Here is a 26,603-nt window from a genome sequence, read left to right as displayed (position 1 = left end):
TTCTTGCATCAATGCTGGGCCAGACGGCTGACCAGATCCTTGAAGCGGTGGTAGGTGGCGTCGTCTATCGACCGGCCGCTGCGCGCGTTGTCGACATAGAACACCCCGCTGAGCTTGTGCCCGCCGAACAGCGTCATCAGCGCGAACTCGCCGTCGCCGATATGCTGGAAGAACTCGTCGTCGTAGCGACGGCTAAGCTGCTGCCTGACGTCGGCCGGCGCGTGGAAGCTTTGCGGCTTGCTGGCGAACACGCCGAAAAAGCTGCCCGGCTCCATGTCCACCTGCAGCTTGCGCAAGGGGCTGTCGGCGCCCACGCCCACCTGATAGCGCAGCTTCAACGCATGCAGATCGTGCTCGTAGTGATAATACAGCACGCGTTCGAACTTGAGATCGTTGGCCAGGAAACGGATGGACTCGCGTATCGCGCCCTCCAGCTGGTCTTCGCCGGACAGCGCCTCCGCCTTCTTCATCTCCGGCTTCTTCCCGCTGCTCGGCAACAGCAGCAGCGCGCGCGCCGGGAAGGTATAGCCGGCCACATGCGGGTGCTTGGCCACCTTGAGCGCCGCATGCACCACCGCGTTGTAAGCCATTTCCGGCATGCAGTTGATCATCTTGGCCGCGGTGTCCACGCCGACCAGCCAGGTGCTGCGCTCGATGCCCAGCTCCAGCGAATTCGCGGTGGCGATGGCCAGTTTCAGCAGCTGTCGCCGCTTGTTGGGCACGCCCGGCCCCAGCAGCGCGTTGAAGCCGCCGGGCAGCGGCATGTGCTTGACGAAGGCCTGCAGGATCTGGCCGTAATCGGCGTTGAAGGCCTCGGACATTTCCTGCAGCAGCGGCTTGTCCGGCAGACGGTTGCGCTGGATCATGTAGATGCAGGCGGGCAAGTTGTACAGCAGCGCGGAGACGAAGCAGTCCTCCACTTTCAGGTCGCCCATGATGGACAGCCATTCCTTGACGATCAGCGCCGCCACCCTGCCGCGCGCCATCCAGTCGCCCACCGCCTCGTAGACATCGGCGTCCAGCTTGCCTTCGGCGACCTCCAGGGCCTCTATGCGGTTGAAGCGGGCCACCACCGCCTCCAGCCCCATCAGCAGCAGCGTCTGCTCCACGGCCGGGACGCTCTCGTTGCGCTGCAAGGCGCGCGAGTTGCCCACCACCCGGAACAGATCGAGCAGCAGGAAGGGATCGGACAGGCAAAGATTGGCCAGATCGGTGAAGTTGATCAGGTCGCTGTGGCGGGCGCAGGCATCGCGCAGCTCGTTCAGCGTGTCGGGCAATATGGCCCAGCGCCGTTCGGCGATGGTCTTGGTCCAGTTATCGAGGTCCATTTGGATGGCGCCAGATCAGTAGTTCTTTTTGCAAAGGGCCTTCGAGCGGAATGCATTCATCCGGCGCGACGCCGGGCACGGGAAAAGTGTTGCTGATGAGCAGGCTCCCGGGCCGGCCCTCGGCGACGAACTTGCGCCAGACCCTGGGCATGGGTTCCGGCGACAGGAACACGTAGACCGCGTCATACCCCCCCCAATCCTCATTCCAGAAATTGCGGCAGGCGAATGCCAGCTGGCTCGGCTTCCCGGCCCGCAGCCAGCGCCAGCGCGCCAGCAGCCAGCTGCCGACGGCGTTCTCCAGCGCGCGCATGCGCAAGTCCGGCCGACGCTGCGACAACTGCAGGGCCAGCCTGCCGTCGCCGCAGCCGGCCTCGAGCAGGGACGCATCCCCGGCCAGGCGCTCGGCCAACCGTTCCGCGACCAGAGCCGCGGAACGATAGAGCGGCACCCGCTCCACCAGCGCGTTGCGGCCCAACGCCAGCGTCAGCAGCAGCGCCGCCAGGTACCAGCCCGGCGCGATGCCGGCCTGGCTGGCCAGCGCCGCCGCGGGCACAAACAGCCCATGCGCGATGCGCTGCCAGCTGGGCAGCCTCAGCAAGATGGCGAGCAGGCCGGCGAACAGGCCCTGCAATGCCGCCCATGGCAACAGATGCAGCGCGGGCGCGACGAACATCCAGGCGCAGGCGCAGGCCGACAGCTGCAGCAGCGGATGGCGCAGCCGCTTCATGCGCTCAGGGCTCGCCCTGCTGCGGCGCGGCCGGGGCCGCGCCTTCCGACGGCCCGCCTATCACGTCCTGGTTCATCTGCGGCTTGAAACCGTCGTTGAGTATCGACGATTCGGTGTCCTTGTTCAGCACCACGATGGTGATGCGGCGGTTCTCCGGACTGAACACGTCGCTCTTGATCAGCGGGTTGGCGGACGCCAGCCCGACCACGCGCAGAATCTTGTTCTCGGTCAGGCCGCCGGCCACCAGTTCGCGGCGCGCGGTATTGGCGCGGTCGGCGGACAACTCCCAGTTGCTGTAGCCGCCCTGTCCGCCGCCGAACGGCTTGGCGTCGGTATGGCCGGAAATGCTGATCCGGTTGGGCAGCTGGTTGAGTTCCGGCGCCAGTTGCTGCAGCAGCACCCGGGTATGCGGCAGCATGCGCGAGCTGCCGGAGTCGAACATCGGCCGGTTCTGCTCGTCGACGATCTGGATCTTCAGCCCTTCCGGCGTCATTTCCAGCTTGAGCTGGTTCTTGTACTGCTTGAACAGCTCGCTCTGGTCTATGGTCTGCTGGATTTTCTGCTGCAGCTGGTTCAGGCGCGCCTGCTCCTTCTGCTTCTGCATCACCTCTTCCTGCTTGGCGCCGGCCTTGTTGACCTGGCCGGCCTGCTTGGTGATGTCGTTGCCGCCGCCCTTGATCACCGAGGTGGCGTCTCCGGCGCCGGCGCCGCCGGAAAGCGCCACCTTCAGCGGCGTCTTGAAGTATTCGGAGATGCCGTTCAAGGTGCCCTGGGAAGCCGACCCCAACAGCCACATCAGCAGGAAGAACGCCATCATCGCGGTCACGAAGTCGGCGTAGGCGATTTTCCAGGCGCCGCCGTGATGGCCGTGCCCGCCTTTCTTGATTTTCTTGACGACTATGGGTCGTTGCGATTCGTCAGCCATTTCTGTCCCCTGCCCGGCTTATTTCTTCTGCTTGACGTGGTCTTCCAGTTCCTTGAACGACGGACGGTCCATCGAGGACAGCGCCTTGCGGCCGAACTCCACCGCCACTTGCGGCGCGTAGCCGTTCAGGCTGGCCAGCAGCGTCACCTTGATGGTCTGGTAGACGCGGGTGCCTTCCGCCAGCTTGTGCTCCAGGATGGTGCCCAGCGGTCCGACGAAGCCATAGGCCAGCAAAATACCGAGGAAGGTGCCCACCAGCGCGTGGGCGATCAGCATGCCTAGCTCCGACGGCGGCGCGCCCACCGATTCCATAGTGTGGACCACGCCCATCACCGCCGCCACGATACCGAAGGCGGGCAGGCCGTCGGCCAGCCCCTTCACCGCCGACACCGGGACTTCGCCCTCATGGTGGTGGGTTTCGATCTCGACGTCCATTAGGTTCTCGATCTCGAAGGCGTTGAGGTTGCCGCCCACCATCAGCCGCAGGTAATCGCAAATGAATTCGACCACGTGGTGGTCGTGCATGATGGTCGGGTATTTGGAAAAGACGGGACTGGCTTCGGGATTCTCGACGTCGGCCTCGATCGACATCAGGCCTTCCTTGCGCACCTTGGTCAGGATCTCGAACAGCAGGGAAAACAGATCCATGTAGAAGGCCTTGCCGTAAGGGCTGCCCTTGAACACGGTAGGGAGCGCCTTGGTGGTGGCTTTCAGCGGCGCGCCGCCGTTGGCGACGATGAAGGCGCCGATGGCCGCGCCGGCGATCATGACGACCTCCAGCGGTTGCATCAGCGCGGCGACATGCCCCCCTGCGGCGATGAAGCCCCCGAGCACCGAGCCCAGGATGATGAGATACCCGATTCCGACGAACATGCGCCAAGTCCTGTATTTGTTTTATTGCCCCATGCCGCTATTTGTATTACAGCATGCCTTTTTGCAATTCATTATAGAAATAATAGAAAAAGCGGGTGGAATTGTATCAACCCGCTTCATTCCCTGCAAAAAAGGCGGGGGCGAGGCCGCCCCCCACACCAGCATAGCCGGCGCTAAGCCAGCCCGCGCGCCTTCAGCGTCTGCTCGAATTCCTCCAGACAGCGTTCCGCCACCGCCAGCATCTCGTCCACTTCCGCCCGCGTCATCACCAGCGGCGGCGCCGACACGATGTGGTCGCCGCATGCCCGCATGATCAGGTTGTTGCGGAAGAAGATGTCGCGGCACAGCGTGCCGATCTCGCCGAAATCGGGGAACAGCTCGCGCTTCGCCTTGTTCTTCACCAGGGTGAACGCCTGCACCATGCCGACGCCGCGCACGTCGTCCACATGCTCGAAACGGCTGAAGGTTTCACGCCAGCGCTTTTGCATGTACGGGCCGATGTCGTCCTTGACGCGCTGGACGATGCCCTCGTCGCGCAGCGCCGCCACGTTGGCGTGGGCGACGGCGGCGCAGACCGGGTGGCCGGAGTAGGTGAAGCCGTGGTTGAAGTCGCCGCCGGCGATCAGGCCTTCGGCCACGCGCTTGCCGACAAAGACCGCGCCTATCGGCAGATAGCCGGAGGACAGGCCCTTGGCGGCGGTGAACAGGTCGGGCTGGAAGCCGAAATGCTGATGGCCGAACCATTCGCCGGTACGCCCGAAGCCGCAGATCACTTCGTCGGCCACCAGCAGCACGTCGTACTTGCGGCAAATGCGCTCGATTTCCGGCCAGTAGGTGGCCGGCGGGACGATCACGCCGCCGGCGCCCTGGATGGGTTCGCCGACGAAGGCGGCCACCTTGTCGGCGCCGATTTCCAGAATCTTCTCTTCCAGCCAGCGCGCGGCCACCACGCCGAACTCGTCCGGCGTCATGTCCTTGCCGTGCTTGTACCACCAAGGCTGCTCGATGTGGGCCATGCCCGGAATCGGCAAGTCGCCCTGCTCGTGCATGTACTTCATGCCGCCCAGGCTGGCGCCGCCGATGGTGGAGCCGTGATAGCCGTTCCAGCGGCCGATCAGCGTCTTCTTCTCCGGCTTGCCCTGCACGTCCCAGTAGCGGCGCACCATGCGGATCATGGTGTCCACCGATTCGGAACCGGAATTGGTATAGAACACGCGGTCGAAACCGGCCGGCGTCACTTCAGCCAGCAGGCTGGACAGCTCGACCACCGCCGGATGGGTGGTCTTGAAGAAGGTGTTGTAGAACGGCAGCTCTTCCATCTGCCGGCGCGCCGCTTCGGCAAAGTCCTTGCGGCCGTAGCCGACGTTCACGCACCACAGTCCGGCCATGCCGTCGATGATCTTGTTGCCTTCCGAATCCCACAGGTAGACGCCCTCTCCGCGCGTCATCACGCGCGCGCCCGCCTGGTTCAGCGATGCGGTATCGGTGAACGGATGCAGGTGATGGGCGGCATCCAGTTCGCGCCATTGGCTGGTCGTACGTTGCTTCTGCATAACACTTCCTTCCAGTTTTCTCCGACGAGGCGGGCCCTTGCCCGCCCCTCCTGCGCCTGCGGCGTCTTTCTATTCGTTTGTCCTGTCTGTTCCGCGATTCTAACCGCGAGCGGATGGTCCGCGCATCACACGTGCAGCAGCAGGAACTTGCGCTCCCACGGGCTGATCACGCGGAAATACTCGGAAAACTCCTTCTCCTTCATCGCCACGTACATCTTGACGAAGCGCGGCCCCAACACCTCGGCGATCTCGCTGCAGCCGGCCAGCTGCAGCAGCGACTCTTCCGAGCTGTTGGGGAATTGGTAGGGCAGCTCGTAAGCGTCGGTCTGCCTGGGCTCGGTCGGCCGCAGCTTGTTCACCATGCCCAGGTAGCCGCAGGCCAGCGTGGCCGCGATCGCGATATAGGGATTGACGTCGACGCCGGGCACCCGGTTTTCGATGCGGCGCGCGGCCGGCGACGAATGCGGGATGCGCAGCCCGACGGTGCGGTTGTCGTAACCCCATTCGACATTGGTCGGCGCCGCGGTGTAGCGAGACAAACGACGGAATGAGTTCACGTAGGGGGCGAACAGCGGCATGGTCTGCGGCACGTATTTCTGCAGGCCGGCGATGAAATGGAAAAAGATGTCGGACGGGCTGCCGTCCTCGTTGGTGAACACGTTGCGGCCGGTGTTCTTGTCCACCAGGCTCTGGTGGATGTGCATGGCGCTGCCCGGCTCGTTCTCCATCGGCTTGGCCATGAAAGTGGCGTACATATTGTGGCGGAACGCCGCCTCGCGCACGGTGCGCTTGAACAGGAACACCTGGTCGGCCAGCTCCAGCGGATTGCCATGCAGGAAGTTGATTTCCATCTGCGCAGTGCCGATCTCGTGGATCAGCGTGTCCACTTCCAGGTTCTGCGCGTGGCAATAGTCGTAGATGTCCTCGAACAGCGGGTCGAACTCGTTGACTGCGTCGATCGAGTAGGAACGACGGCCGAATTCCGCCCGACCGGTGCGGCCGATCGGCGCGGCCAGCGGGATGTCCGGGTCGGGGTTGGGCGACAGCAGGTAGAACTCCATCTCCGGCGCCAGCACCGGCTCCAGACCCATCTCGTCGAACAGGCCCAGCACGCGCTTGAGCACATTGCGCGGCGCCACGTCCACCGGGCTGCCGTCGGCGCGGCAGCAGTCGTAAATCAATTGCGCGGTCGGGTCCACCGCCCACGGCACGTAGCGCAAGGTATTCGGATCGGGCTCCAGCACCATGTCCGGATCGGTCAGATCCAGCAGGCTGTCGTCGGGATAGTCGCCGGTCACGGTCTGGATCAGCACCGCCTCGGGCAGACGCATTTCCGGGTCGGAAACGAACTTGTCCTTGGGCACGATCTTTCCGCGGGCGATGCCGGTCATGTCCGGCACGATGCATTCGACTTCGGTGATGCGGTGCTCTCGCAACCACTCGTTGATCTGGTGATTCATAACGCTTCCTCTATGGTCTCCCCGGCCGCTGGCTGCGGCTCTGGATCGGGAGGTGCTACTTTATGAGTCATCAAGACTCGCGCCGGGTTCCTCGTCCGGCGCGCATGGGGATTCATCCCTTGCGGCTTTCCCTCCTTGCCCGGCACGCCTCGCCGAAGGCATGGAAAATGGCCATGGACAGCGGATTGTCCCAGTACAGCCATTCCGGATGCCATTGCACGGCGAAAGCGAAACCCTTGGAATTGCGGACCCGGTAGGCCTCCACCAGGCCGTCCTCGGCATGCGCCTCGGCGATCAGGCTGGGCGCCAGCCGCTTGATGCCCTGCTGGTGCAGCGAATTGACCATCGCCTCGCGCGCGCCGGACCACTCCGCCAGCAGGCCGCCTTCGACGAAGCCCACCCGGTGCGCCGGCGCGTACATCGCGGCAATGTCGTCGCCCTCCGCCTCGCGGTGGTCGCGCAGTCCAGGCTCTTCCTGCACGTGCTGGTGCAATTCGCCGCCCAGCGCGACATTGATCTCCTGGAAGCCGCGGCAAATGCCCAGCAGCGGCACGCCCTCCTCCAGCGCCAGTCGGATCAGCGGCAGCGTGGTGGCGTCGCGGCGCGGATCGTGCAGCGTGCCGGCACGGCTATTGGGCCCGCCGTAATGGCGCGGCTCCACATTGGACGGCGAACCCGGCAGCAGCACGCCGTCCAGCGTCGCCAGCGTGGCGCGCAGCAGCTGCTCGTCGCCCAGCGACGGGATCAACACCGGCAGGCCGCCCGCTCCGCCGGCCGCCGCGGCGATGTATTTGTCGCCCACCGCGTGGAACGGCAACAGACCGATCATTTTCAGATCGCACGGGATGCCTATCATTGCTTGCGACATGGCTTGCAGCGCTCCTTGTCAGTTTGCGGCCTTGATGGCCTCTATCGGATCGACGTAGGCGTGGCCCAAATCGCGGGCCACCGCCTGGTATGTAACCCGCCCGCGGCAGACGTTGAGGCCGTTGCGCAGGTGGGCGTTGTCCAGCAGCGCCTGGCGCCAGCCCTTGTTGGCCAGCTCCAGCGTATACGGCAGCGTGGCGTTGGTCAGCGCCTGGGTGGAGGTGCGGGCGACGCCGCCGGGCATATTGGCCACACAGTAGTGGACGATGCCGTCCACGGTGTAGATCGGGTCCTGGTGGGTGGTCGGCCGGCTGGTTTCGAAACAGCCGCCCTGGTCTATCGCCACATCCACCAGCACCGCGCCCGGCTTCATCGTCTTCAGCATCGCGCGCGTCACCAGCTTGGGCGCCGCCGCGCCGGGCACCAGCACCGCGCCGATCACCAGGTCGGCGTCGCGGATGCTGTCGTCTATATTGGCGCCGTTGGACATCAGCGTCTTGATGCGGCCGCCGAACACCATGTCTATCTCTTTGAGCCGGCTCAGGGACTTGTCCAGGATGGTGACGTCTGCGCCCGCCCCCATCGCCATCCGCGCGGCGTTGAGCCCCACCACGCCGCCGCCTATCACCACCACTTTGGCCGGGGCCACGCCGGGCACGCCGCCCAGCAACACGCCGCGGCCGCCCTGGGCCTTTTCCAGCGCGTGGGCGCCGGCCTGGATCGCCATGCGGCCGGCCACTTCGGACATCGGCGCCAACAGCGGCAGGCCGCCGCGCTCGTCGGTGACCGTTTCATAGGCGATGGCCACCGAGTCGGACTCGATCAGCAGCTTGGTCTGTTCCGGGTCCGGCGCCAGATGCAGGTAAGTGAAAAGAATCTGGCCCGGACGCAGCATCCTGCACTCCACCGGCTGCGGCTCCTTGACCTTGACGATCATGTCGGCGCGCTCGAACACCTCTTCGGCGTTGGAGGCGATGGAGGCTCCGGCCTGGATGTATTGCTCGTCGGTAAAGCCTATCGCGAGACCCGCGTGGGTCTGCACCAGCACCTTGTGCCCGTTCGCCACCAGCTCGCGGACACCGGACGGGGTCAGACCCACGCGGTACTCGTGGTTTTTGATTTCCTTCGGAACGCCGATCAACATAGTCGCCTCCAAACTGGTTTTTTTGCCCTGATCAGGGAGACAAACGCCGTTTAAGAAAATTCACATCGCGCTTGCCCTTTCAACTTGATTCTGACTATAAAATCTGGCCGTTGCAAAGATATTCGATTTTGCGACGCAGCAAGCACATTTGCCTTCTATCGCGCTACAATGCCACAGTTGTCTAAAATTATTAACATACTGATGGAGCAGGAAGAATGGACGTCGGCGCACGCTTGAGAATGGTCAGGACACGGTTCGGTCTGTCGCAAAGAGAGCTGGCCAAACGCGCGGGCGTCACCAACGGCACCATCTCGCTGATCGAGCAGAACCGGGTAAGCCCTTCGGTCAGTTCCCTCAAGAAGGTGCTGGAAGGATTACCGATCACGCTGGCAGAATTCTTCACTTTCGACGCCGAGCCGGCGCAGCCGCGCGTGTTCTACCAGGCGGACGAGCTGCCCAACCTCGGCAACGAGGACATCAACCTGATGCTGGTGGGCACCGCCCACGACAAGCGCGACATCGCCATCCTGCGGGAGCGCTACCTGCCCGGCGCCGACACCGGCCCAGACATGCTGGTGCACGAGGGCCAGGAAGGCGGCGTCGTGATACGCGGCAGCATAGAAGTGACGGTGGGCAACGACAGCCGGGTCCTGGGGCCGGGCGACGCCTACTACTTCGACAGCAAGCTGCCGCACCGTTTCCGCAATGTCGGCGACGACATCTGCGAAGTGGTGAGCGCCAGCTCGCCGCCCACATTCTAAAAGGGGAAGCCTCGTGAAGCTGGCTTACACCATCATTTACGTGCCGGACGTGCCGGCATCGCTGCGCTTCTTCGAAGCCGCCTTCGGCTTCAAGCGCAAATTCCTGCACGAATCCGAAACCTACGGCGAGCTGGACACCGGCGAGACCACGCTGTCCTTCGCCCAACACGAGCTGGCCGCCGGCAACCTGCCCGACGGCCACGTCCGCGCCGACCAATCCGCCAGGCCGCTGGGCATGGAGATCGGCTTGGTCACCGACGACGTGGCGGCCGCCCATGCGAAAGCGCTGGCACACGGCGCGGCCGAGCTGTCGCCGCCGAAGACAAAACCCTGGGGGCAGACCGTGTCCTACCTGCGCGCGCCCGACGGCGCGCTGATCGAACTTTGCAGTCCCGTTTCAGCCTGAAAGCTTAATTCCGCTCAACAACATCACTCGACGAGGAGAGCAGCATGGCCCGCAGTCACGCCGAATGGAAGCAACTTGCAGCAGAACTGAAAATTGAAGGCCGCGCCTTCATCAACGGCGAATACCGCGACGCCGCCGAAGGCAAGCGCTTCGATTGCGTCAACCCCGCCAACGGCGCCAAACTGGCCGAAATCGCCCACTGCGGCGAAGCCGAGGTGGAAGCCGCGGTCAAGGCCGCCCGCCGCGCGTTCGAATCCGGCGTCTGGTCCGAACTCGCGCCGCTCAAGCGCGCCGCCGTGCTCAAGCGCTTCGCGGCGCTGATCCGAGAGCACGCCGATGAACTGTCGCTGCTGGAGACGCTGGACGTCGGCAAGCCCATCGGCGACACCACCGCCGTCGACGTGCCCGCTTCCGCCTACTGCGTGGAATGGTTCGCCGAAGCGATCGACAAGGTGGGCGGAGAGGTCGTGCCGGTTGATCCCAAGCTGGTCGGCCTGGTGACCCGCGAGCCGATCGGCGTGGTAGCTGCGGTGGTGCCGTGGAACTTCCCCATCCTGATGGCGAGCTGGAAGTTCGGCCCGGCGCTGGCCGCCGGCAACGCCGTCATCGTCAAACCGTCGGAAAAATCGCCGCTGACCGCGATCCGCATCGCCGCGCTGGCCAAACAGGCGGGCATCCCCGACGGCATCTTCCAGGTGCTGCCCGGCGCCGGCGACGTCGGCCGCCTGCTGGCGCTGCACATGGACGTCGACTGCGTCGCCTTTACCGGCTCCACCAACGTGGGCAAGCTGATCGCCGGCTACGCCGCCCAGTCCAATCTGAAGCGGGCATGGCTGGAGCTGGGCGGCAAGTCGCCCAACATCATCCTGCCGGACTGCCCGGACCTGGCCCGCGCCGCGCGCGCCGCCGCCAGCGGCATCTTCTACAATATGGGCGAGGTCTGCACCGCCGGCTCGCGCGTGCTGGTTCACAAGGACATCAAGGAACGCTTCCTTGAGGAATTCAAGAAGGCCGCCGCCGGCTTCTTCCCCGGCGATCCGCTCGATCCAGCCACCAGCATGGGCGCCATCGTCGACGACATCCAGTACCGCAAGGTGCTGAACTACATCGACAAGGGCTTGAGCGAAGGCGCCAACCTGCTGCTGGGCGGCAAAGCCGTGCACACCGACAAGGGCCTGTTCATCGAACCCACCGCCTTCGACTGCCCCAGCGACGACCTGACCATCTGCCGCGAGGAAATCTTCGGCCCGGTGCTGTCGGTGATCACCTTCAGCGAGCTGGACGACGCCATCCGCATCGCCAACGACACGTCCTACGGCCTGGCGGCCGCGGTGTGGACCTCCAACGTCAGCACCGCCCACCAGGTGTCGCGCCGCCTGCGCGCCGGCACCGTGTGGGTGAACTGCTACGACGAGGGCGGCGACATGAACTTCCCGTTCGGCGGCTACAAGCAATCCGGCAACGGCCGCGACAAATCGCTGCACGCGCTGGAAAAATACACCGAGCTGAAGAGCACCTTGATCAAGCTGTAATCTCTCGCGCCGGCCGGGCTTGGTCCCGGCCGGCGCGCCTCCCCGTTGCCGACGCCCCCAAGCCGGCCGCAACGCGTCCATTCCCGTCAGTCTTGCCGCTTCGTCCGCCTTGAGACTGTTGCGCCAGGCATGGCAAACGCCTTTGTCGCCGGCAGTCGGAGGTAGCGCCCTCCGGCGGCATGGCTATTATTGAAATCAAAGGCTTCCGGGTGGCGTGCCAGCATGCAGCGAATCTACAGACTTGCCGTTGTCGGCCTGGCATGGCCGGCGTCCTTTGTCCATGCGGCGGAAAGCCACTCCGTCTGCGCATCCGGCCCGCTCAAAGAAGGCTGGGCGGCAATACAAAGGTGATATACGACATGCGGCGAAACATCCGGCTCTTGCTTGTCCTGCTCTTCTCCACGGCCTGTCAGGCAGCGGCCATTCCCGCCTGCCCCAACGGCCCGCTCAAGATCGGCTACTACAAGATCGGCGCCGCTTACCGCGACGGGAAGGGCTACGACGTCGACATGGTGCGCGAGCTTGCCCGTCGGCTGGGCTGCCCCATCGCCAACGAAACCGAACTCCCCCGGCTGCGCGCGCTCAAGATGCTGGAAACCGGGCAGATAGACGTCAGCGCCTCCACGCTGGCCACGCCCGATCGGCTGCAGTATGCGTGGATCTACCAATACAACCATGCCAAGAACATGGTGCTGCTCAACCCGGCCATCCAGGCCAGGACGCTGGCCACGCTGCTCGAAGACCCGGCCTTGCGCTGGGGCGCGATACGCGGCTACCACCACGGCCCGTCGCAGGACAAACTGCTGGAAGAGCTGAACGCCCGCCACAAGGTGGTGATCGCCAACGACGAAGACGATCTGTACAAGATGCTGGGCAACGGCGTGGTCACCGCCGTCTTCGCCCAGCCGTTCAGCTACGGCCGCTGGTTGCGCGAGCTGCCTAACCCCAACCAGATCGTGGTGCTGGACCTGTACCCGGAGACCGACATGGTCGCCAGCGGCCTGGCGCTGAGCAAAGCCCGGTTCAGCCGCGAAGCGGCGGAAAAATGGCACCAGGAGCTGCTCAAGATGTACCAGGACGGCAGCCTGTACGACATCATGCGCCGCTATCTGAATGAGAGCGCCGCCAGGCAGATGATGCAGAAACCGATAGAATGACAATGCTCAAACTTCCGCTTGGCCGGCTGGCCCGCCTGCTCATTCCCGCCCTTTTCCCGCTGGTCGCGCAGGCCAATCCCGCTTGCCCCCAGGGTCCGCTCGTCATCGCCTATTACGATTTCGGCGTCGCCTACCATCAAGGGAAGGGCTACGACGTCGACCTGGTGCGGGAACTGGCCAGGCGGCTGGACTGCCCGATACGCGCGGAAGCCGACTACCCGCGCATCCGCGCGCTCAAGCAGCTGGAACTCGGTCTAGCGGACATCGGCGCCTCGACCTTGATCACGCCGGAACGGCAGCGCTATCTGTGGCTGTACCCCTACAACCACAGCAAGAACATGGTGCTGTTGCCGCGCGGCAGCCGCGCCGACTCGCTCGACGACCTGCTCAAGTCGCCCGCGCTGCGCTGGGGCGCGATACGCGGCTACCGCCACAGCCCCGCCCAGGACAGGTTGCTGAGCGAACTGGCCCAGCAACGCAAACTGGTGATCGCCGAAAGCGAGGACGATCTGTACCGGATGCTGCTCAACGGCCTGGTCGATGCCGCCCTCGCCCATCCCATCAGCTACGACCCATGGTTTCGCGCGCACCGTGCCGAGCAACTGATCAACGTGCGCGATTTTTTCCCCGACGCCGAAACCATCGCCGGCTCCATCGCGCTGAGCAAGGCGCGTTTCGCTCCCGCCGCCGCCGAGCTCTGGCACCAGGAGCTGCGCAAGATGTACCGCGACGGCACCTTGCGCGCGATCCTGCGCCGCTATCTCAGCGAAACCAGCGTCGACCAGATACTGAAGCAAGCGCTGGAATGACGCGGACGCGACAAAGCCCGGTTCCAAGAACCGGGCTTTGACGTTGACCTGGCTTACAGCGCCAACTTGGCGATGGCCTCCTTGGCCAGGTGGATGGAAGTGGCGCGCTTGTCCGGGCCCATGCCGATGGCTTCGGCGCGGATGATCTCCACGTCGCTGACGCCCAGGAAACCCAGCACCTTCACAACGTAATCCTCCTGAAAGTCCATCAGGCTGCCCTGCTCGCCGCTGTGCACGCCGCCGCGAGCGGACACCAGCACCACCTTCTTGTTCGGCACCAGGCCCACCGGGCCGTTCTCGGTGTATTTGAAAGTGCGGCCGGCGGCGGCCACGCGATCGATCCAGCTCTTCAGCTGCGTCGGGATCGAGAAGTTGTACATCGGCGCGCCGATCACCAGCACGTCGGCGGCGATGAATTCCTCGATCAGTTGCTCGCTGAGCGCGGCTTCGCTGCGCTGGGTCGCGGTCCAGTCGGACTCGGGGGCGAAACGCGCGCCGACGATCTCGCCGGACAGGTGGGCGATCGGGTTGGCGGCCAGGTCGCGATAGCTGGTTTCCACATTGGCGTGGCGCTGGCGCAGGGTGTCGGCGACGACGGCGGACAGTTCGCGGGTCACGGAGTTGTCGGCAAGGATGCTGGAGTCGAGGTGGAGCAGTTTCATGGTTCGGTTCCTTCGGGGTTCGATTGCGATGAGTGGATGATAGATATCCGCAACAATCTGGACTAGTCTGCTAAAATCGAAAACATTGTTCTACCAGTGAGACAATCATGCAGGACCTGAACGATCTCCTGTATTTCGCCAAAGTCGTCGAACACGGCGGCTTCATGGCTGCCGGACGGGTGCTGGGCATTCCCAAATCCAAACTGTCCCGCCGCGTGGCCGAGCTGGAAACCAGGCTGGGCGTGCGCCTGCTGCAGCGAACCACGCGCCGGCTGTCGCTGACCGAGATCGGCGGCCAGTACTACCAGCACTGCCAGGCCATGCTGGCTGAAGCCGAGGCCGCCGACGAAGCGGTGCTGCACAGCAGCGCCGAGCCGCGCGGCCTGATCCGCGTCAGCTGCCCGGAACTGCTGTGCAAGACCATGCTCAGCCTGGTCCTGCCGCGGTTTCTCGCCCTTCACCCGCAGGTGCGGGTCACGCTGGACTCCACCAACCGCCGGGTTGATCTGGTGGAGGAAGGCGTGGACGTGGCGATCCGGGTCCGCAACGTGATCGAAGACAGCGCCAGCCTGGTGGTGCGCCGGCTGGGCAGAAGCCGGGTGATCCTGGTGGCCAGCCCCGCCTTCCTCGAAATCCATGGCGAGCCGAAGACGCCGGAGCGGCTGGCCGCGCTGCCGGCGCTGACCATGAGCCGGCCGGACGGCCGCGGCCAATGGGTGTTGCTGGACAATGTCGGCCAGAGCTACACCATCCACCTGGACGCGCCGCGGCTGATGACCGACGATATGATCGTGCTGCTGGAAGCCGCCGCCGCCGGCGTCGGGGGTCACCGCGCTGCCGGCCAACGTCTGCCACCAGGCGCTCGCGGATGGACGGCTGCGGCACATCCTGCCGCAGTACGACTTCCCCTGGGGCATCCTGCATGCGGCCTTCCCCACCCGGCGCGGCTTGTCGCCGGCGGTGCGCGCCTTCATCGATTTCGTCTCGGAGCAGTTGATCAGCGAAGAGATGGCCGGCGACTGGCAGCGCGCCGATATCCGCCCGGCATGACAATTGCTTCAGTCCCGCTTTTCCATACAGGATTGCCGAAGACATGTTCACGCTGCGCCCGCTGGCCGAAACCGACTCGATCGAACAACTGACCGCGCTGCTGCACCGCGCCTACGCCCAGCTGGCGGCGATGGGCCTGCGCTACACCGCGGTGGACCAGAGCGCGGCCGTCACCCGCCGCCGCATCGCCGGCGGCTACTGCCTGCTGGCGTGGCATGGAGACGAGCTGGTCGGCACCGTTACGGTGCATCATCCGCGGCCCGCCTCGCCCTGTCCGCAATTCCGCCAGCCGGACGGCGCGGTGCTGATGCAGTTTGCCGTCGATCCCGCCTGGCAAGGGCAAAGACTGGGCTCGCGGCTGATGGACGCCGCCGAGGACTGGGCCCGCCGCCAGGGCTATCGCCGCATCCGCCTGGACACCGCCGAACCCGCAACCCATCTGGTGGAGCGTTACCTCAAACGCGGCTACCGCGTCGAAGCGCCGCTGCAATGGCCGGACAAAGCCTACGCCAGCGTGGTGATGGTGAAGGAACTGGAAGCGGCCGCCGCGACTCGAACCCTTGTTTGCACCGCAACAAATTGAGGGCTGCGCGCCACACATCGTCGCCAGGCCATTCGCATTTATTGCATCGCAGCAAATAACGAGTACAGTGACGGCCATGGCTCTCAACGGGCCGTCGCATCGCGTCTTTTCCTACCGTTCAAGAACAAGGGGTTGCAATGTGGTCGACTGCTGCAGTTCAAGGCGGGAAGCTCCCGTTTCCTCAACCGTTGTTTGATTACTGGCTGGACGCCTGCCAGCGCGGCGTCCTGTACTGGGATACGCTGTACCGGCGCGGCGCCACCTATCTGGAGCACTGCGAGAGCGGCAAGCCGCCGGTGCTGGTCTTCGACTACCGTATCATCATGGACGGCAGGGAACTCCCCGACCCGGCCAACTACGCGCTGGCGGCCATCGTGCCGCCCGCAGCCTGCCCGCCCACCGATCCCGCCAAGCGCCCCTTCGTCGTCATCGACCCCCGCGCCGGCCACGGCCCCGGCATCGGCGGCTTCAAGATGGACAGCGAGATCGGCATCGCGCTGCAGCAAGGCCACCCCTGCTATTTCGTGATGTTCTTCCCGCAGCCGGTGCCTGGCCAGACCATAGAAAGCGTGGCCAAGGCCGAGGGGCATTTCCTCAAGCGCGTCAACGAGCTGCATCCGGACAGCGACGGCAAGCCTTTCGTGATCGGCAACTGCCAGGGCGGCTGGGCGCTGGCCATGCTCGCGTCCGTCGCGCCGGAACTGGTCGGCCCCATCCTGCTGGCCGGATCGCCGCTGTCCTACTGGGCCGGCGTGCGCGGCAAGAATCCGATGCGCTACGCCGGCGGACTGACCGGCGGCACCTGGACCGCCTCGCTGGCCGGCGACCTGGGCAACGGCCATTTCGACGGCGCCCACCTAGTGGAGAATTTCGAAAAGCTGGACCCGGCCAACACGCTGTGGAAGAAGTCCTACAATCTGTACGCCAAGGTGGACACCGAACCGCAGCGCTACCTGGATTTCGAGCGCTGGTGGGGCGGCCATTACCTGCTGAACAAGGCGGAAATGGAGTGGATCGCCCAGAAGCTGTTCGTCGGCAACGAGCTGGTGCACGGCAAGATCACCAGCCACGACGGCAAGGTGCGGGTAGACATGCGCAACATCCGCTCGCCCATCATGGTGTTCGCCTCCTGGGGCGACAACATCACGCCGCCGCAGCAGGCGCTGAACTGGATCGCCGACCTCTACGACAACGTCGAGGACATCCGCAACAACGAGCAGACCATCGTCTACTGCCTGCACAACAAGGTCGGCCACCTGGGCATCTTCGTGTCCGCCGGCGTGGCCAACAAGGAACACAGCGAATTCGCCAGCGCGCTGGACCTGGTCGACGTGCTGGCGCCCGGCCTGTACGAGGCCATCATCGAGGATATCGCGCCGGACGCGCCCGGCCAGGAATACATCGAGGGGCGCTACATCATCCGCTTCGAGGCCCGCGACGTGTCCGACATCCTGGCGCTGGACGACGGCCGCGACGACGAGCGCGCGTTCGAGGTGGTGAAGCGGGTGTCGGAGATCAATCAGGGCGTCTACGACCGCTACGTCTCGCCGGCGCTGCGCGCCGCCGGCACCGAGGCTGGCGCCCGCCTGCTGCGGGAGTTGCACCCCGCCCGCTTCGAGCGCACGCTGATCTCGCCAAGAAATCCCTGGCTGTGGTGGCTGCCCGGCCTCGCCGCCAAGGTGCGCGAACAGCGTCGCCCCGTGTCCCAGGACAACCCGCTGTGGCAGTGGCAGGAACAGGTGTCGGACTTCATCGTCCAGTCGCTGGACCATTACCGCGACCTGCGCGACGCCGCTCAGGAGCAACTGTTCCGCTCGATCTACGAATCGCCGCAGCTGGCCACGCTGGTCGGCGTGGCCCCCGCCGGCGAGCCGCGCAGCCAGGCCCTGGCCTGGGAAACCCGCGAGCTCGCCCGCCTGAAGCGCGAGGCGCTGGATCCCAGCTTCGAACAGGGCACGCTGGCAGACGGCTTCGTGCGGCTGCTGCTCTACGTCAGCATCGGCATCGGCGTGGTGGACGAGCGGCCATTCAACGCCATTCGCCGAGTGATGCGCGACGTGCGCCACGAATACCCGCTGACGCTGATGCAGTTGAAGGACATCGTCCGCCACCAGGTGGCGCTGGTGCGGCTGGACGCCCCGCGCGCGCTGCGCGGACTCGCCCGGCTGCTGCCCGACCCGCACCGCCGCCACCAGGCCTGGCTGCTGGCGCGCGACCTGCTGGTGCTGAACGGCCCGATCCCGGCCGAACACCAGGCGCGGCTGGACGAAGCGGCCAGGGTGTTGGCGCTGGATGCAGACGCGGCCGCCCGGTCGGTCCTCCCTGCGGCGCAGCCTGAGCCTAAAGCGCCTGCCGACAAGCCGACAGGCGCGGCCAAGACGCCGCGCAAAGCCGCCAAGCCTTCGGCCTCGAAATCGCCGGCGGCCGAAGCCAAACCAGTTGCCAAGACCGCCGCCTCGACCCGCGCGCGCCAGCCCGCGGCCAAGGCCAACGGCCAGGCGCCGGGCAGCGCGCCGGCCGTCGCGGCGCCTGGCAAACGAGGCAAGACGTAAGCCATGCGCGGGAGCCGGGGTGGCTCGGTTCCCGCATTGACTATTGCAATAGCGAAAGCTAATATTCCGGTTCTGCGGGAGAGAGGGGCCACGCCCCCGCCGAAGACGCAAGCTCCCATAATCGCTCAGGCAACCGTACCGCAGCGCCGTATAGAATCAAGCCGATTGGAGAGAGGCCGCCCCGCGCGGCCCACCGAAGGGGCAAGTGGCCTAAGGCCGCGCAACTCTCAGGTAAAAAGGACAAGGGGAGAGGCTGTTACCCAACCCGGAAACCGTCCAGGAGATTGCCTTGTCCGCCCATCCTTGCGCTGGCGCGCCGCGCCCGACTCCCGCTTTTCGCCGTCCGCCGGCCATCGCCCCGGCTGACATTTCACCGCTTCACACCCGCAAGACTTCATCATGCTGACCCTGATCTACCTGATCGCCATCACCGCGGAAGCGATGACCGGCGCGCTGGCGGCCGGCCGCCGCCACATGGACATTTTCGGCGTAGCCGTCATCGCCTTCCTCACCGCGCTGGGCGGCGGCACCGTGCGCGACATCGTGCTGGGACGCTATCCGATCGGCTGGACCCAGCACCCGGAATACGTGCTGCTGGTGGTCGCCGGCGGGCTAGCCGCGGTGCTGGTCGCCCGCTACATGCGCCACCTGAACCGCCTGTTCCTGATCCTGGACGCGCTGGGGCTGGTGGCGTTCACCATCATAGGCTGCGACGTGGCGCTGGGCATGGGCTACCATCCTGTGATCGTGGTGATGGCTGGCATGATCACCGGCATCGCCGGCGGCATCCTGCGCGACGTGCTATGCAACCGCGTGCCCATCGTGTTCCGCCGCGAACTGTACGCCAGCGTGTCGCTGCTGGTGGCCATCCTGTACCTGGGCCTCAACCACCTGGCCGTGCCGCACGACTGGAACGTGGTCGCCAGTTTCGCCTTCGGCTTGGCGCTGAGGCTGACCGCGCTATGGCGCGAATGGCAGCTGCCGGTTTTCGCCTACCGGCACGACCATCACTAAACCGCCTCCCCAAAAAAACACCCCGCTGCGGCGGGGTGTTTTTTCTTGTCACTCTTCAGCGCTGCGAAACTGCGCAGCCGCAGGACGGGCAGCTGCCCGCGTCTTCCCCGGCCTGTTGGGCAGCCTGCTCCAGCAGACTGGACAGCACCGCCTTGCCATGCAGCAGGACGATGCCCTTTCCCGCCGCGAATGCCCTGGCGTCGGCGGTGAACTCTCCGCTGCAGACGACGAAGCCGCCGCTCACCCGCCCCGCCTGCATCACTCCGTACAATTCCCTCACCACGGCCACCCCGACTTTCTGCGTATTCCAGCGCTTGCACTGCACCAGGTAGCGCTCCTCGCCCAGGAACAGCTCGAGATCCACGCCGCCGTCGGGCCCATGGCCGCTGCGCGGCACCACCCGATAACCCTTGCGGCGGAACATGTCGCCGACCAACGCTTCGAAATCCTGCCAGGACACCTCGGCCAGCATTTTCATCGACGGGGCGTCGCCGCCCCTGGCGCGCGCCGGGCAACGCCTCCAGAACGAATAGCCGGCGCATGACGCCAGCGCGGCGGGAACGCCGTACTGCAGCAGCAGCGAAAATCCGGAAACGATATCGGAAACGACAGCTCTCGGGGACAGGGGAAACAGGTAGTGGCGGCCAGCCAACCAGCTCAGGGCGGCCAGGGACATCAAGGTGTGCCAGGGCAGGCGCGGCGCGGCGGAGAGCACCCGCAAGCCCGATCTCTTCACGAACAGCATGCAAACTCGCAAATTGCATAATCATATCGCAAAAGACAGACCATTCACACATCGGCCAGCCATGCAGGTCTTGCTTTCCCTCAAGCGCCGCTCATCTTGCAAGCCTTCCGGATGACGTTGTCCATTTGACAGAAAATATCAAGCCGATGTAGATAAGAAGCCCCTGATATCCTCATCCGACGTCCCGCCAACCGATGCGCACCTCCACCTGCCCCATCCGCCGCCTCATTCTTCGCTCGCTGTTGGCCATTCCGGCCCTCGTCGTCTGCTACCTGCTCGCCGCGCTGGCGCTGGGCCTCTTGCCCAGCAACCGCGACTGGCGGCCGCCATCGAGCGGCATTCCCATCTACTTGGACAGCAACGGCGTGCATACCAGCCTGATCATGCCGGTCAAGAGCGATGCAATGGACTGGACCACCGCCTTTCCTCCAGAACACATCCGACGCACTGACCGATACGCGCATTCGCCCTACATCTCCATCGGCTGGGGCAGCAAAGTATTCTTCCTGACCATACAGAACTGGGAAGACCTGAGCGTCGGCAAGGCGCTAGCCGCGCTGGCCTTCGACCAGAGCGTGCTGCATGTGGAATACCTGCCCCAGCCCAGGGAAGGCCAAGATACCCGCCGCATCCTGGTCAGCCCGGAGCAATACCGCCGCCTGGTGGATTTCATCCGCGCCAGCGCGCCTTTGGACGCCCGGGGCCGCGCCGCGCAGGAACCGGGCTACCACTACTACGATAACGACGCCTTCTACGCCGCCCACGGCCGCTACAACCCCATCGTCACCTGCAACCAGTGGACACGCGACGCGCTGGCCGCCATCGGCGTGCGCACCGCGCTGTGGTCTCCCTTCGTCCAGCCGCTGTTCTGGCAACTGGAGCCGTGATCCACTCGCTTACTTGAGCAGCGCGCGCAACGCCTTGACCACCGCCGGATCGGGCTTGGGCCCGATATCTTCGGTGGAGGCCGAGATCCGGCCGTCCTTATCAGCCACCACGATGCGGGTGGAGTGGTTGATCTCGCCGCTGTCCAGCCGCCGATAGCGTATGCCCAGCGCGGCGGCGACGCCGCGGGTGTCCTCGTCCGACTTGCCGACCGCCAGCAGCCAGTTCCGCGCCCGGATCCCATGCTCGCCCGCCAGGTGCGACAGGCTGGCCGGCGTATCCGTCCCGGGATTCAGGCTCACCATCAGCACCGTCGGACGGTAGCGCTCCCGCGCCGGCAGCGCCGCGATGATGGATTTCACCCCCTCCATCACGATAGGACAGGCCAGCTTGCAGTCGCCGTAAAACATGGTGATCAGCGCCGGCTTGCCGGCCAGGTCCGAAAACGTCAGCGCGTCGCCGCGCTGCGTGGTCAGCGGCGCCTCCAGCCGGTACAGCGAATCGCCGGGCAGCTCGCCCCCCGCCCAGGCCCAGTGCGATGCAAAAGCCAGCAAGCAGGCGGCCGCGCCGCTTTTCCATACTCTCATGGTCTTCCCTCCGTCTCGTCCCCGGCGCAGCGGAAACCCACCGTGCCCACGGTATCGGCGGCATCCAGCGCCGCCAGCATCGCGATGCGCATCAGGATCGCGTAATTCTCCCTGTCCCCCAGCGACAAGGCCGCCGCCCCGCAGGTGGCCAGCGTGCGCTGCTCTCCCTGGGCGCGGCTGTCGCTGGTGACGAACAGGCCGTTGAAATCCTCCACCCACTCATAGATGGAGCCGTGCAAATCGCTGACGCCCCAGACGTTCGGCTCCCGCCCCGCCGGCGCCAGCCGGCGTCCGGCAGGCTGCGCGTACCATTGCAGGATGCGCGCGCGCCACTGCGGGTCGTCCCGGGCATCGCGGCGGCCAGCGTCCGCCGCCGCCGCCATCTCCCACTCGTACCAAAGCGGCAGGCGCGCGCCTTCGCTGCGGCAATAAGCGCGCGCCGCGTGCCAGCTGACGCGGGTGACTGGCGCGTCAGCTGGCACATCGCCCAAATCATCGGCGCCGCGCCAGTCGGCCAGATAGCCCGCTTTCGCGTACAGGGCAGGAACCGTCCCGCGGCGCCACGCCGGATGCGCCCGCGCGAAGCGCAGGTACTCGCCGTTGGTGACCGGCCTCGCCCTCAGCCGGAACGGCTTGACCGCCACCGTCCCGCCATCGGGCGCCAAGGCGCTGCGGAAGGGCCCCCCGGGCACGGCGACGTAATCCGCCGCCCGCGCCGGCAGGCTTGCCGCCAGCCAGCAGCACAGGAGCGCGAGCGCCAGCCTCGCGCTCATTGCCGCTGCGCCCGCAGCTTCTTCACCTCGTCCACCGTGACCACCGGCTTGCCATGGTTGAATTGCGTGCTGACATAGTTGAGCGCGTCGGCCACTTCCTGGTCCGACAGGTCCAGCGCCGGCATCACGCCGTTGTAGCCGACGCCGTTGACGGTGATCGGTCCGGCGCGGCCGCCCAGGATGATCTTGGCGGCCTCAAGCGGATTCTTCTGGATCAGGTCGGAGTTGGCCAAGGGCGGAAACACGCCGTCCAAACCCTGGGCATTGGCCTGGTGGCAGACCACGCAGTTCTTGCTGAACACCGCCCGGCCGTGGTCGGCCGGCGCCGGCTCGCGCGTTTGCGGCGGCTCGGCGTTGACCGGCGCCTCTTCGCCAGGAGCAGGCTTGGCCTGAACCGGCGCCGTCGCGCCCAGCGCGCTGATCACCCCCTTGGAATAGATGTCCGGCCGCTCCGGCCCGCTCACCGCCAGCAGGCCGATCGCGCCCTTGTTGAACGCGCGGGTCAGCGAGTGGTCCACCAGGGTCAGATTGCCCGGCACTCTGGGCGTGAATTCGACGATGGCTGAGCCGCCGGCCGGCACCATCGTGGTCTGCACATTGCGCTGGATATTGGCCCCGCCCTCGCTGTACACCCTGTCGAAGATCGCGCCGATGATGTGGAAGCTGGAAGTGAGGTTGGGGCCGCCGACGCCGAAATAGATCCTCACCTTCTCGCCCGCCTTGGCGGTCAAGGCCTGGTTGCCAGCCAGCGCGCGGTCGGCGCCGTTGAACAGCACGTAGCTGGGCTTTTCGTCTATCGCCTTCTGCATGTCGAAGGGCTGCAGCCCGCCGGCGCGATAGCCGGTGCCGGTGTAGAACTCCCCCTGCATCACGTAATATTCGCGGTCCACCCTGGGCAGCGGCTTCTCCGGCTCCACCAGGATCATGCCGTACATGCCGTTGGCGATGTGCATGCCCACCGGCGCGGTGGCGCAATGGTAGACGTAGAGCCCCGGATTCAGCGCCTTGAAGGTGAACACCGCCTGATTGCCCGGCGCCACCAGCGTTTGCGGCGCCCCGCCGCCCGGGCCGGTCACCGCGTGCAAATCGATATTGTGCGGCAGCTTGTTGCCGGCCAGGTTCTTCAGATGCAGTTCCACGGTATCGCCGGCGCGCACCCGTATCATCTTGCCCGGCACCGTGCCGCCGAAGGTCCAGAACATGTAGCGAGAACCCGGCGCGATTTCGCGCTCAACCTCCTCCACCGTCAAATCCACCACCACCCGGGCCGGCGTCTTGCGCGTGATCGGCGGCGGCAGCAGCGGCGGCGCCACCAACGCCTGATGAATAATCGGCAAGGCCCCGGCGCCCGTCGGCGCCGCCAGACAGGACAACGCCGCCGCCAAAACGCCGGGCAGGAAAAATCCATTCTTCAGCAATCTTTTCACCGCAACACTCCTCGCCTGATATCGGCTTGCCGGTAGCGAATGCAGCAAGGACGCAGCCGCCGGACACGCCAGACTGACACCGTGGGCGCAATGCCCGCCTTAAAATGCATAATTAATACATGTTAAATTCTGAAGAATTGTCTATTCAGTGGAAATATCAATGGCATGATTGCTTGACCCAGAGCAAGTCCGCGGGCGATCCGCGTCGCTTTTTGGCGAATGATGGGCGGATATGAAAAGGACAACGGCGGCGCGCTGCCGAGCGGAGCGCAGCCTGGCGAATCGCGCCCAGCCCCGCGCATTTCCGCCAGTTCGGCAGCCTCTCCCTCGCGCAAGTGATGGCCCGCCCGGCGCATGCAAGCGCAATCCGCATCCGCGCATGGGAACCGCAAACACAAAAAAACCCGGCATCAAACCGGGCCAAGAGGAGCTGAACCAAAACACGCGACATCCTGAAGCGGCCTGTCGCCAAGCCGCTCGGAGATATCAGATTTCCTTCAGCTGCCGTTCACGCACATAGGTTAGGGTTTTCTTGCCGTCTTCCCTTACGCCGAAAAACCTGCCTCGCGTGGTGGACTTCATCAACTCGACAACTCCTTCGCCATCGCGGCTGCCAAAGCCGCCCTTGGTAGTAAACTTCACTTTTTTTCCGACTTTCACTTCGTGTCTTCCTCCCGTTCCCCAGTCTGGTTGCAAATACGTGCTCCACGCATGCCTGTAGGGTTAAGTTCAACACAGCGATCAACCGCGCCATCCCGCCCGCTCGAACATTCGGAACGTTCCTATGCCAGGCAGCGAAGGGGGATCGGAGAGGAGCGGAATAAAGAAAAAGCCCCATGCGCAAGCAAGGGGCTTTTCAATGTGCTGGTGGAGGCGGCGGGAATCGAACCCGCGTCCGAAAGTCCTCTACAGTGAGTTCTACATACTTAGTCGTGTCATTTGGATTTAACCTCCGCCACGCCGACGGACAGGCTGGACTTTGGCGAGTTACCTATTATTTCGCACTGAACCAAGTAACCCGGAACAGCACTAGCAGATGTAGAGTGACACTACAGGGTTTTGACGCCCCCGGCCCATCTGCGAACCGTTGTAGTGTCTGGCCGGCCGTTAGGCTGCCAGAGCGTAAGTTTCGTCGTTTGCGACTATATAAATTCAGCGTTTTACGGGGTGACTGAAATCCCGGTATGCCCTCATCTGCTTCGCAACCCCCGTCGAAACCAGGTCGCCCCCAGATAAGAATGTTCATTATATTACAACTATCATCGCTTGGCGAGCGCCAGCATGCGCGCCCGGCGCATCTTACTTGAGCAGCATGTGGCCCAGCTTGGCGGCCTTGGTGTCCAGGTAACGGTCATTATACGGATTGCGCCCCACTTGCAGCGGCACACGCTCCACCACCGCGATGCCGGCCGCTTCCAGCGTGGCCAGCTTGCGCGGATTGTTGGTCATCACCTTGACGCTGCCGATGCCCAGATGCGCCAGCATGTGGCGGGCAATGCGGAAATCGCGCATGTCGGCTGGGAAACCCAGCCTTTCATTGGCTTCCACCGTATCCGCGCCGCCATCCTGCAGCTTGTAGGCGCGGATCTTGTTGATCAGGCCGATGCCGCGGCCTTCCTGGCGCAAATACAGCAGCGCGCCGCGGCCGGCTTTGCTGATCGCCTCCATCGCGGCCTCCAGCTGGAAGCCGCAGTCGCAGCGCAGAGAAAAGAGCGCGTCGCCGGTCAGGCACTCCGAGTGAAGCCGCGCCAGCACCGGCAGGCCGTCGCCCACCTCGCCCAGCGTCAGCGCCACATGCTCCTGGCCGCTCTCTTCCTCGAAGCCGTGCATGACGAATTCGCCCCACGGCGTGGGCAGCTTGCAGCTGGCGATATACTGGATGACGGGTTCGGGAGCGGGTTGCGGGTGCGGCGACATGACTTCTCCAACGCTGAGGGGTGCAATGCGAAAAGGCCGCGCGGCGGCCTGGATGATGCTTAGTTGGGGAGGGTTTCCCCGTTTTCAAGCGGCGGCAGCTTGATCAGCAGCTGCGGCAGCACGATGGCCAGCGCGGCCAGCCACACCTGGCGTTCCGGCGTGAAATGGCCGGCGGCGAACGACTCGGCATCGATAATGCCCAGCACATTGTCGTCGCTGTGCAGCACCGGCAGGCAGATCTCGCTCTTCACTTTGGGATCGCACTCGTAATAGCCGCCGCCCTCGGCCCGCCATTGCTCCACATCGTCCACCACCACCGCCCAACCGGTCAGGCCGACGCGGCTGTTGTTGCTGAACTCAGCGAATTCCTCGGTCAGCGGGAATTCAGCGCGGCTTTCCATGCCCTTGTAGGCCAGCTTGACCAGCACCGCGCCCTTGCCGGCGCCGATCTTGCGGTAGATGCCCAGCCAGTCGGCGCCGATCTTGGCATTGACCGAGTCGAGCAGCGCGCTCAGATTCACCAACGCCGCGGTGGTCTCGGGCGTTTCCGCGCCCAGCGCCAGGCGCAGATCGTACGGGGTTTCGTCCAGCTCGTCGAACAGCGAGCAGCTGCCGCCCTCGCCCAGCTTGGGCACCTTGTAGCGGTACAGGTCGCGGCTGGGCGCCGGCTTGTCCACGGCGATCACGGCCTGCAGCGTCATCACCGCGATCTGCAGTTCGGTCATGTCGAGTTTCAGCGCCTGCTCTCGCAGATAGTCGGTCAGCTGGCTTGCGGGTATCATGGGGAGACTCCTGAACAGCGGCGCGCCGGAGCGCGCTTGAATTCGAAACGCCACAGGATATCAAACCCGACCACGCTTCGCCAT

The 26,603-nt window shown here is 65.0% G+C and carries 26 protein-coding genes, 1 other RNA gene, 1 pseudogene and 2 riboswitches; of the genes and pseudogenes, 11 read left to right on the top strand and 17 right to left on the bottom strand.

Features of this window, described 5'->3' with window-relative positions; genetic code table 11:
- Positions 1–8: 8 nt before the first annotated feature.
- From CV_RS09905 to ald, 8 genes are all read right to left on the bottom strand, one after another.
- Positions 9–1,328: an HDOD domain-containing protein gene (locus tag CV_RS09905; protein WP_011135577.1), complete on the bottom strand. Its 1,320-nt coding sequence runs from the start codon at positions 1,326–1,328 to the stop codon at positions 9–11.
- Positions 1,315–2,055: a class I SAM-dependent methyltransferase gene (locus CV_RS09900; protein ID WP_011135576.1), complete on the bottom strand. Its 741-nt coding sequence runs from the start codon at positions 2,053–2,055 to the stop codon at positions 1,315–1,317. Before CV_RS09900 ends, CV_RS09905 begins: the two co-directional genes overlap by 14 nt.
- 4 nt (positions 2,056–2,059) lie before the next feature.
- Positions 2,060–2,980: a flagellar motor protein MotB gene (gene motB, locus CV_RS09895; RefSeq protein WP_011135575.1), complete on the bottom strand. Its 921-nt coding sequence runs from the start codon at positions 2,978–2,980 to the stop codon at positions 2,060–2,062.
- 18 nt (positions 2,981–2,998) lie between these two features.
- On the bottom strand, positions 2,999–3,853 hold the full coding sequence (gene motA, locus CV_RS09890) for a flagellar motor stator protein MotA (protein WP_011135574.1): 855 nt from the start codon (positions 3,851–3,853) through the stop codon (positions 2,999–3,001).
- A 173-nt stretch (positions 3,854–4,026) separates the two neighbouring features.
- Positions 4,027–5,406 carry an aspartate aminotransferase family protein gene (locus CV_RS09885; protein WP_011135573.1) on the bottom strand — a complete coding sequence of 460 codons (1,380 nt, stop codon included), beginning with the start codon at positions 5,404–5,406 and terminating at the stop codon, positions 4,027–4,029.
- 125 nt (positions 5,407–5,531) lie between these two features.
- Complete coding sequence (locus CV_RS09880) at positions 5,532–6,866, bottom strand: glutamine synthetase family protein (protein WP_011135572.1); 1,335 nt, start codon at positions 6,864–6,866, stop codon at positions 5,532–5,534.
- A gap of 112 nt (positions 6,867–6,978) precedes the next feature.
- Entirely contained in the window at positions 6,979–7,734 is a 756-nt protein-coding gene (locus CV_RS09875; RefSeq protein WP_011135571.1) for a gamma-glutamyl-gamma-aminobutyrate hydrolase family protein, read from the bottom strand.
- A gap of 18 nt (positions 7,735–7,752) precedes the next feature.
- The gene (ald, locus tag CV_RS09870; RefSeq protein WP_011135570.1) at positions 7,753–8,877 is read right to left on the bottom strand and encodes an alanine dehydrogenase; all 1,125 of its coding nucleotides are present in this window, start codon (positions 8,875–8,877) and stop codon (positions 7,753–7,755) included.
- Positions 8,878–9,092: 215 nt separating this feature from the next.
- Here ald and CV_RS09865 point away from each other — a divergent pair, with 215 nt between their 5' ends.
- The 5 genes from CV_RS09865 (at position 9,093) to CV_RS09845 (ending at position 13,542) form a co-directional block, all read left to right on the top strand.
- Positions 9,093–9,638, top strand: coding sequence for a cupin domain-containing protein (locus tag CV_RS09865; protein ID WP_011135569.1), 546 nt, complete (start codon positions 9,093–9,095; stop codon positions 9,636–9,638).
- Between the two features lie 13 nt (positions 9,639–9,651).
- The gene (locus CV_RS09860; protein ID WP_011135568.1) at positions 9,652–10,044 is read left to right on the top strand and encodes a VOC family protein; all 393 of its coding nucleotides are present in this window, start codon (positions 9,652–9,654) and stop codon (positions 10,042–10,044) included.
- A gap of 44 nt (positions 10,045–10,088) precedes the next feature.
- Positions 10,089–11,576, top strand: coding sequence for an aldehyde dehydrogenase (locus CV_RS09855; RefSeq protein ID WP_011135567.1), 1,488 nt, complete (start codon positions 10,089–10,091; stop codon positions 11,574–11,576).
- A 359-nt stretch (positions 11,577–11,935) separates the two neighbouring features.
- A complete protein-coding gene (locus CV_RS09850; RefSeq protein ID WP_043595985.1) occupies positions 11,936–12,733 on the top strand; it encodes a substrate-binding periplasmic protein in 798 nt (265 codons plus the stop codon).
- A 2-nt stretch (positions 12,734–12,735) separates the two neighbouring features.
- Entirely contained in the window at positions 12,736–13,542 is an 807-nt protein-coding gene (locus tag CV_RS09845; protein WP_043595984.1) for a substrate-binding periplasmic protein, read from the top strand.
- Positions 13,543–13,595: 53 nt separating this feature from the next.
- On the opposite strand, the gene CV_RS09840 is transcribed toward CV_RS09845, so the two are convergent.
- On the bottom strand, positions 13,596–14,204 hold the full coding sequence (locus tag CV_RS09840; RefSeq protein ID WP_011135564.1) for an FMN-dependent NADH-azoreductase: 609 nt from the start codon (positions 14,202–14,204) through the stop codon (positions 13,596–13,598).
- A 107-nt stretch (positions 14,205–14,311) separates the two neighbouring features.
- Here CV_RS09840 and CV_RS24240 point away from each other — a divergent pair.
- From CV_RS24240 to CV_RS09820, 5 genes and pseudogenes are all read left to right on the top strand, one after another.
- A pseudogene (locus tag CV_RS24240) lies at positions 14,312–14,968 on the top strand (LysR substrate-binding domain-containing protein); the annotation flags it as partial.
- A gap of 70 nt (positions 14,969–15,038) precedes the next feature.
- Complete coding sequence (locus CV_RS24235; RefSeq protein WP_320406882.1) at positions 15,039–15,254, top strand: LysR substrate-binding domain-containing protein; 216 nt, start codon at positions 15,039–15,041, stop codon at positions 15,252–15,254.
- Between the two features lie 43 nt (positions 15,255–15,297).
- Complete coding sequence (locus CV_RS09830) at positions 15,298–15,837, top strand: GNAT family N-acetyltransferase (RefSeq protein WP_052278803.1); 540 nt, start codon at positions 15,298–15,300, stop codon at positions 15,835–15,837.
- A 188-nt stretch (positions 15,838–16,025) separates the two neighbouring features.
- Positions 16,026–18,389, top strand: a complete 2,364-nt coding sequence (locus tag CV_RS09825; protein ID WP_227590079.1) for a DUF3141 domain-containing protein — start codon at positions 16,026–16,028, stop codon at positions 18,387–18,389.
- A gap of 65 nt (positions 18,390–18,454) precedes the next feature.
- Positions 18,455–18,540, top strand: a riboswitch (glycine riboswitch).
- Positions 18,541–18,544: 4 nt separating this feature from the next.
- Positions 18,545–18,643, top strand: a riboswitch (glycine riboswitch).
- A gap of 145 nt (positions 18,644–18,788) precedes the next feature.
- The gene (locus CV_RS09820) at positions 18,789–19,403 is read left to right on the top strand and encodes a trimeric intracellular cation channel family protein (protein ID WP_011135560.1); all 615 of its coding nucleotides are present in this window, start codon (positions 18,789–18,791) and stop codon (positions 19,401–19,403) included.
- A 55-nt stretch (positions 19,404–19,458) separates the two neighbouring features.
- On the opposite strand, the gene CV_RS09815 is transcribed toward CV_RS09820, so the two are convergent.
- Positions 19,459–20,148, bottom strand: a complete 690-nt coding sequence (locus CV_RS09815; protein WP_052278802.1) for a restriction endonuclease — start codon at positions 20,146–20,148, stop codon at positions 19,459–19,461.
- A gap of 194 nt (positions 20,149–20,342) precedes the next feature.
- Between CV_RS09815 and CV_RS09810 the strand changes: the two genes are divergently transcribed.
- Positions 20,343–21,035 (top strand): TIGR02117 family protein, encoded by a 693-nt coding sequence (locus CV_RS09810; protein WP_052278801.1) that lies wholly within the window; start codon positions 20,343–20,345, stop codon positions 21,033–21,035.
- A 9-nt stretch (positions 21,036–21,044) separates the two neighbouring features.
- Here CV_RS09810 and CV_RS09805 read toward each other — a convergent pair whose 3' ends face one another.
- From CV_RS09805 to CV_RS09785, 7 genes are all read right to left on the bottom strand, one after another.
- Positions 21,045–21,620: an SCO family protein gene (locus CV_RS09805; protein ID WP_011135557.1), complete on the bottom strand. Its 576-nt coding sequence runs from the start codon at positions 21,618–21,620 to the stop codon at positions 21,045–21,047.
- Positions 21,617–22,393, bottom strand: a complete 777-nt coding sequence (locus CV_RS09800) for a formylglycine-generating enzyme family protein (RefSeq protein ID WP_011135556.1) — start codon at positions 22,391–22,393, stop codon at positions 21,617–21,619. The genes CV_RS09805 and CV_RS09800 overlap by 4 nt, the downstream gene beginning before the upstream one ends.
- Positions 22,390–23,820: a copper-containing nitrite reductase gene (gene nirK / locus CV_RS09795; RefSeq protein ID WP_115610227.1), complete on the bottom strand. Its 1,431-nt coding sequence runs from the start codon at positions 23,818–23,820 to the stop codon at positions 22,390–22,392. Before nirK ends, CV_RS09800 begins: the two co-directional genes overlap by 4 nt.
- 486 nt (positions 23,821–24,306) lie before the next feature.
- On the bottom strand, positions 24,307–24,480 hold the full coding sequence (locus CV_RS23790; protein WP_155417040.1) for a hypothetical protein: 174 nt from the start codon (positions 24,478–24,480) through the stop codon (positions 24,307–24,309).
- Between the two features lie 205 nt (positions 24,481–24,685).
- Positions 24,686–25,050: a transfer-messenger RNA gene (gene ssrA, locus CV_RS22845) on the bottom strand.
- A gap of 69 nt (positions 25,051–25,119) precedes the next feature.
- Complete coding sequence (ribA, locus tag CV_RS09790; protein WP_011135553.1) at positions 25,120–25,737, bottom strand: GTP cyclohydrolase II; 618 nt, start codon at positions 25,735–25,737, stop codon at positions 25,120–25,122.
- A gap of 59 nt (positions 25,738–25,796) precedes the next feature.
- A complete protein-coding gene (locus CV_RS09785) occupies positions 25,797–26,519 on the bottom strand; it encodes a GAF domain-containing protein (RefSeq protein WP_011135552.1) in 723 nt (240 codons plus the stop codon).
- Positions 26,520–26,603: the final 84 nt, after the last annotated feature.

Source organism: Chromobacterium violaceum ATCC 12472, from assembly GCF_000007705.1.
Classification (GTDB): Bacteria; Pseudomonadota; Gammaproteobacteria; order Burkholderiales; family Chromobacteriaceae; genus Chromobacterium; species Chromobacterium violaceum.
This window is presented reverse-complemented; position numbering and strand designations above follow the sequence as displayed.

What these genes read in the sequence shown, in the direction of transcription:
- CV_RS09845 (WP_043595984.1), top strand. Translation starts at nt 12,736, where the DNA reads ATGCTCAAACTTCCGCTTGGCCGGCTGGCCCGCCTGCTCATTCCCGCC.
- CV_RS09880 (WP_011135572.1), bottom strand. Translation starts at nt 6,866, where the DNA reads ATGAATCACCAGATCAACGAGTGGTTGCGAGAGCACCGCATCACCGAA.
- CV_RS09805 (WP_011135557.1), bottom strand. Translation starts at nt 21,620, where the DNA reads ATGAGAGTATGGAAAAGCGGCGCGGCCGCCTGCTTGCTGGCTTTTGCA.
- CV_RS09900 (WP_011135576.1), bottom strand. Translation starts at nt 2,055, where the DNA reads ATGAAGCGGCTGCGCCATCCGCTGCTGCAGCTGTCGGCCTGCGCCTGC.
- CV_RS09820 (WP_011135560.1), top strand. Translation starts at nt 18,789, where the DNA reads ATGCTGACCCTGATCTACCTGATCGCCATCACCGCGGAAGCGATGACC.
- motA (WP_011135574.1), bottom strand. Translation starts at nt 3,853, where the DNA reads ATGTTCGTCGGAATCGGGTATCTCATCATCCTGGGCTCGGTGCTCGGG.
- motB (WP_011135575.1), bottom strand. Translation starts at nt 2,980, where the DNA reads ATGGCTGACGAATCGCAACGACCCATAGTCGTCAAGAAAATCAAGAAA.
- CV_RS09850 (WP_043595985.1), top strand. Translation starts at nt 11,936, where the DNA reads ATGCGGCGAAACATCCGGCTCTTGCTTGTCCTGCTCTTCTCCACGGCC.
- CV_RS09905 (WP_011135577.1), bottom strand. Translation starts at nt 1,328, where the DNA reads ATGGACCTCGATAACTGGACCAAGACCATCGCCGAACGGCGCTGGGCC.
- ald (WP_011135570.1), bottom strand. Translation starts at nt 8,877, where the DNA reads ATGTTGATCGGCGTTCCGAAGGAAATCAAAAACCACGAGTACCGCGTG.
- CV_RS09885 (WP_011135573.1), bottom strand. Translation starts at nt 5,406, where the DNA reads ATGCAGAAGCAACGTACGACCAGCCAATGGCGCGAACTGGATGCCGCC.
- CV_RS09815 (WP_052278802.1), bottom strand. Translation starts at nt 20,148, where the DNA reads ATGCTGTTCGTGAAGAGATCGGGCTTGCGGGTGCTCTCCGCCGCGCCG.
- CV_RS09830 (WP_052278803.1), top strand. Translation starts at nt 15,298, where the DNA reads ATGTTCACGCTGCGCCCGCTGGCCGAAACCGACTCGATCGAACAACTG.
- CV_RS09855 (WP_011135567.1), top strand. Translation starts at nt 10,089, where the DNA reads ATGGCCCGCAGTCACGCCGAATGGAAGCAACTTGCAGCAGAACTGAAA.
- CV_RS09875 (WP_011135571.1), bottom strand. Translation starts at nt 7,734, where the DNA reads ATGTCGCAAGCAATGATAGGCATCCCGTGCGATCTGAAAATGATCGGT.
- CV_RS09840 (WP_011135564.1), bottom strand. Translation starts at nt 14,204, where the DNA reads ATGAAACTGCTCCACCTCGACTCCAGCATCCTTGCCGACAACTCCGTG.
- CV_RS09865 (WP_011135569.1), top strand. Translation starts at nt 9,093, where the DNA reads ATGGACGTCGGCGCACGCTTGAGAATGGTCAGGACACGGTTCGGTCTG.
- CV_RS09810 (WP_052278801.1), top strand. Translation starts at nt 20,343, where the DNA reads ATGCGCACCTCCACCTGCCCCATCCGCCGCCTCATTCTTCGCTCGCTG.
- CV_RS09800 (WP_011135556.1), bottom strand. Translation starts at nt 22,393, where the DNA reads ATGAGCGCGAGGCTGGCGCTCGCGCTCCTGTGCTGCTGGCTGGCGGCA.
- CV_RS09785 (WP_011135552.1), bottom strand. Translation starts at nt 26,519, where the DNA reads ATGATACCCGCAAGCCAGCTGACCGACTATCTGCGAGAGCAGGCGCTG.
- ribA (WP_011135553.1), bottom strand. Translation starts at nt 25,737, where the DNA reads ATGTCGCCGCACCCGCAACCCGCTCCCGAACCCGTCATCCAGTATATC.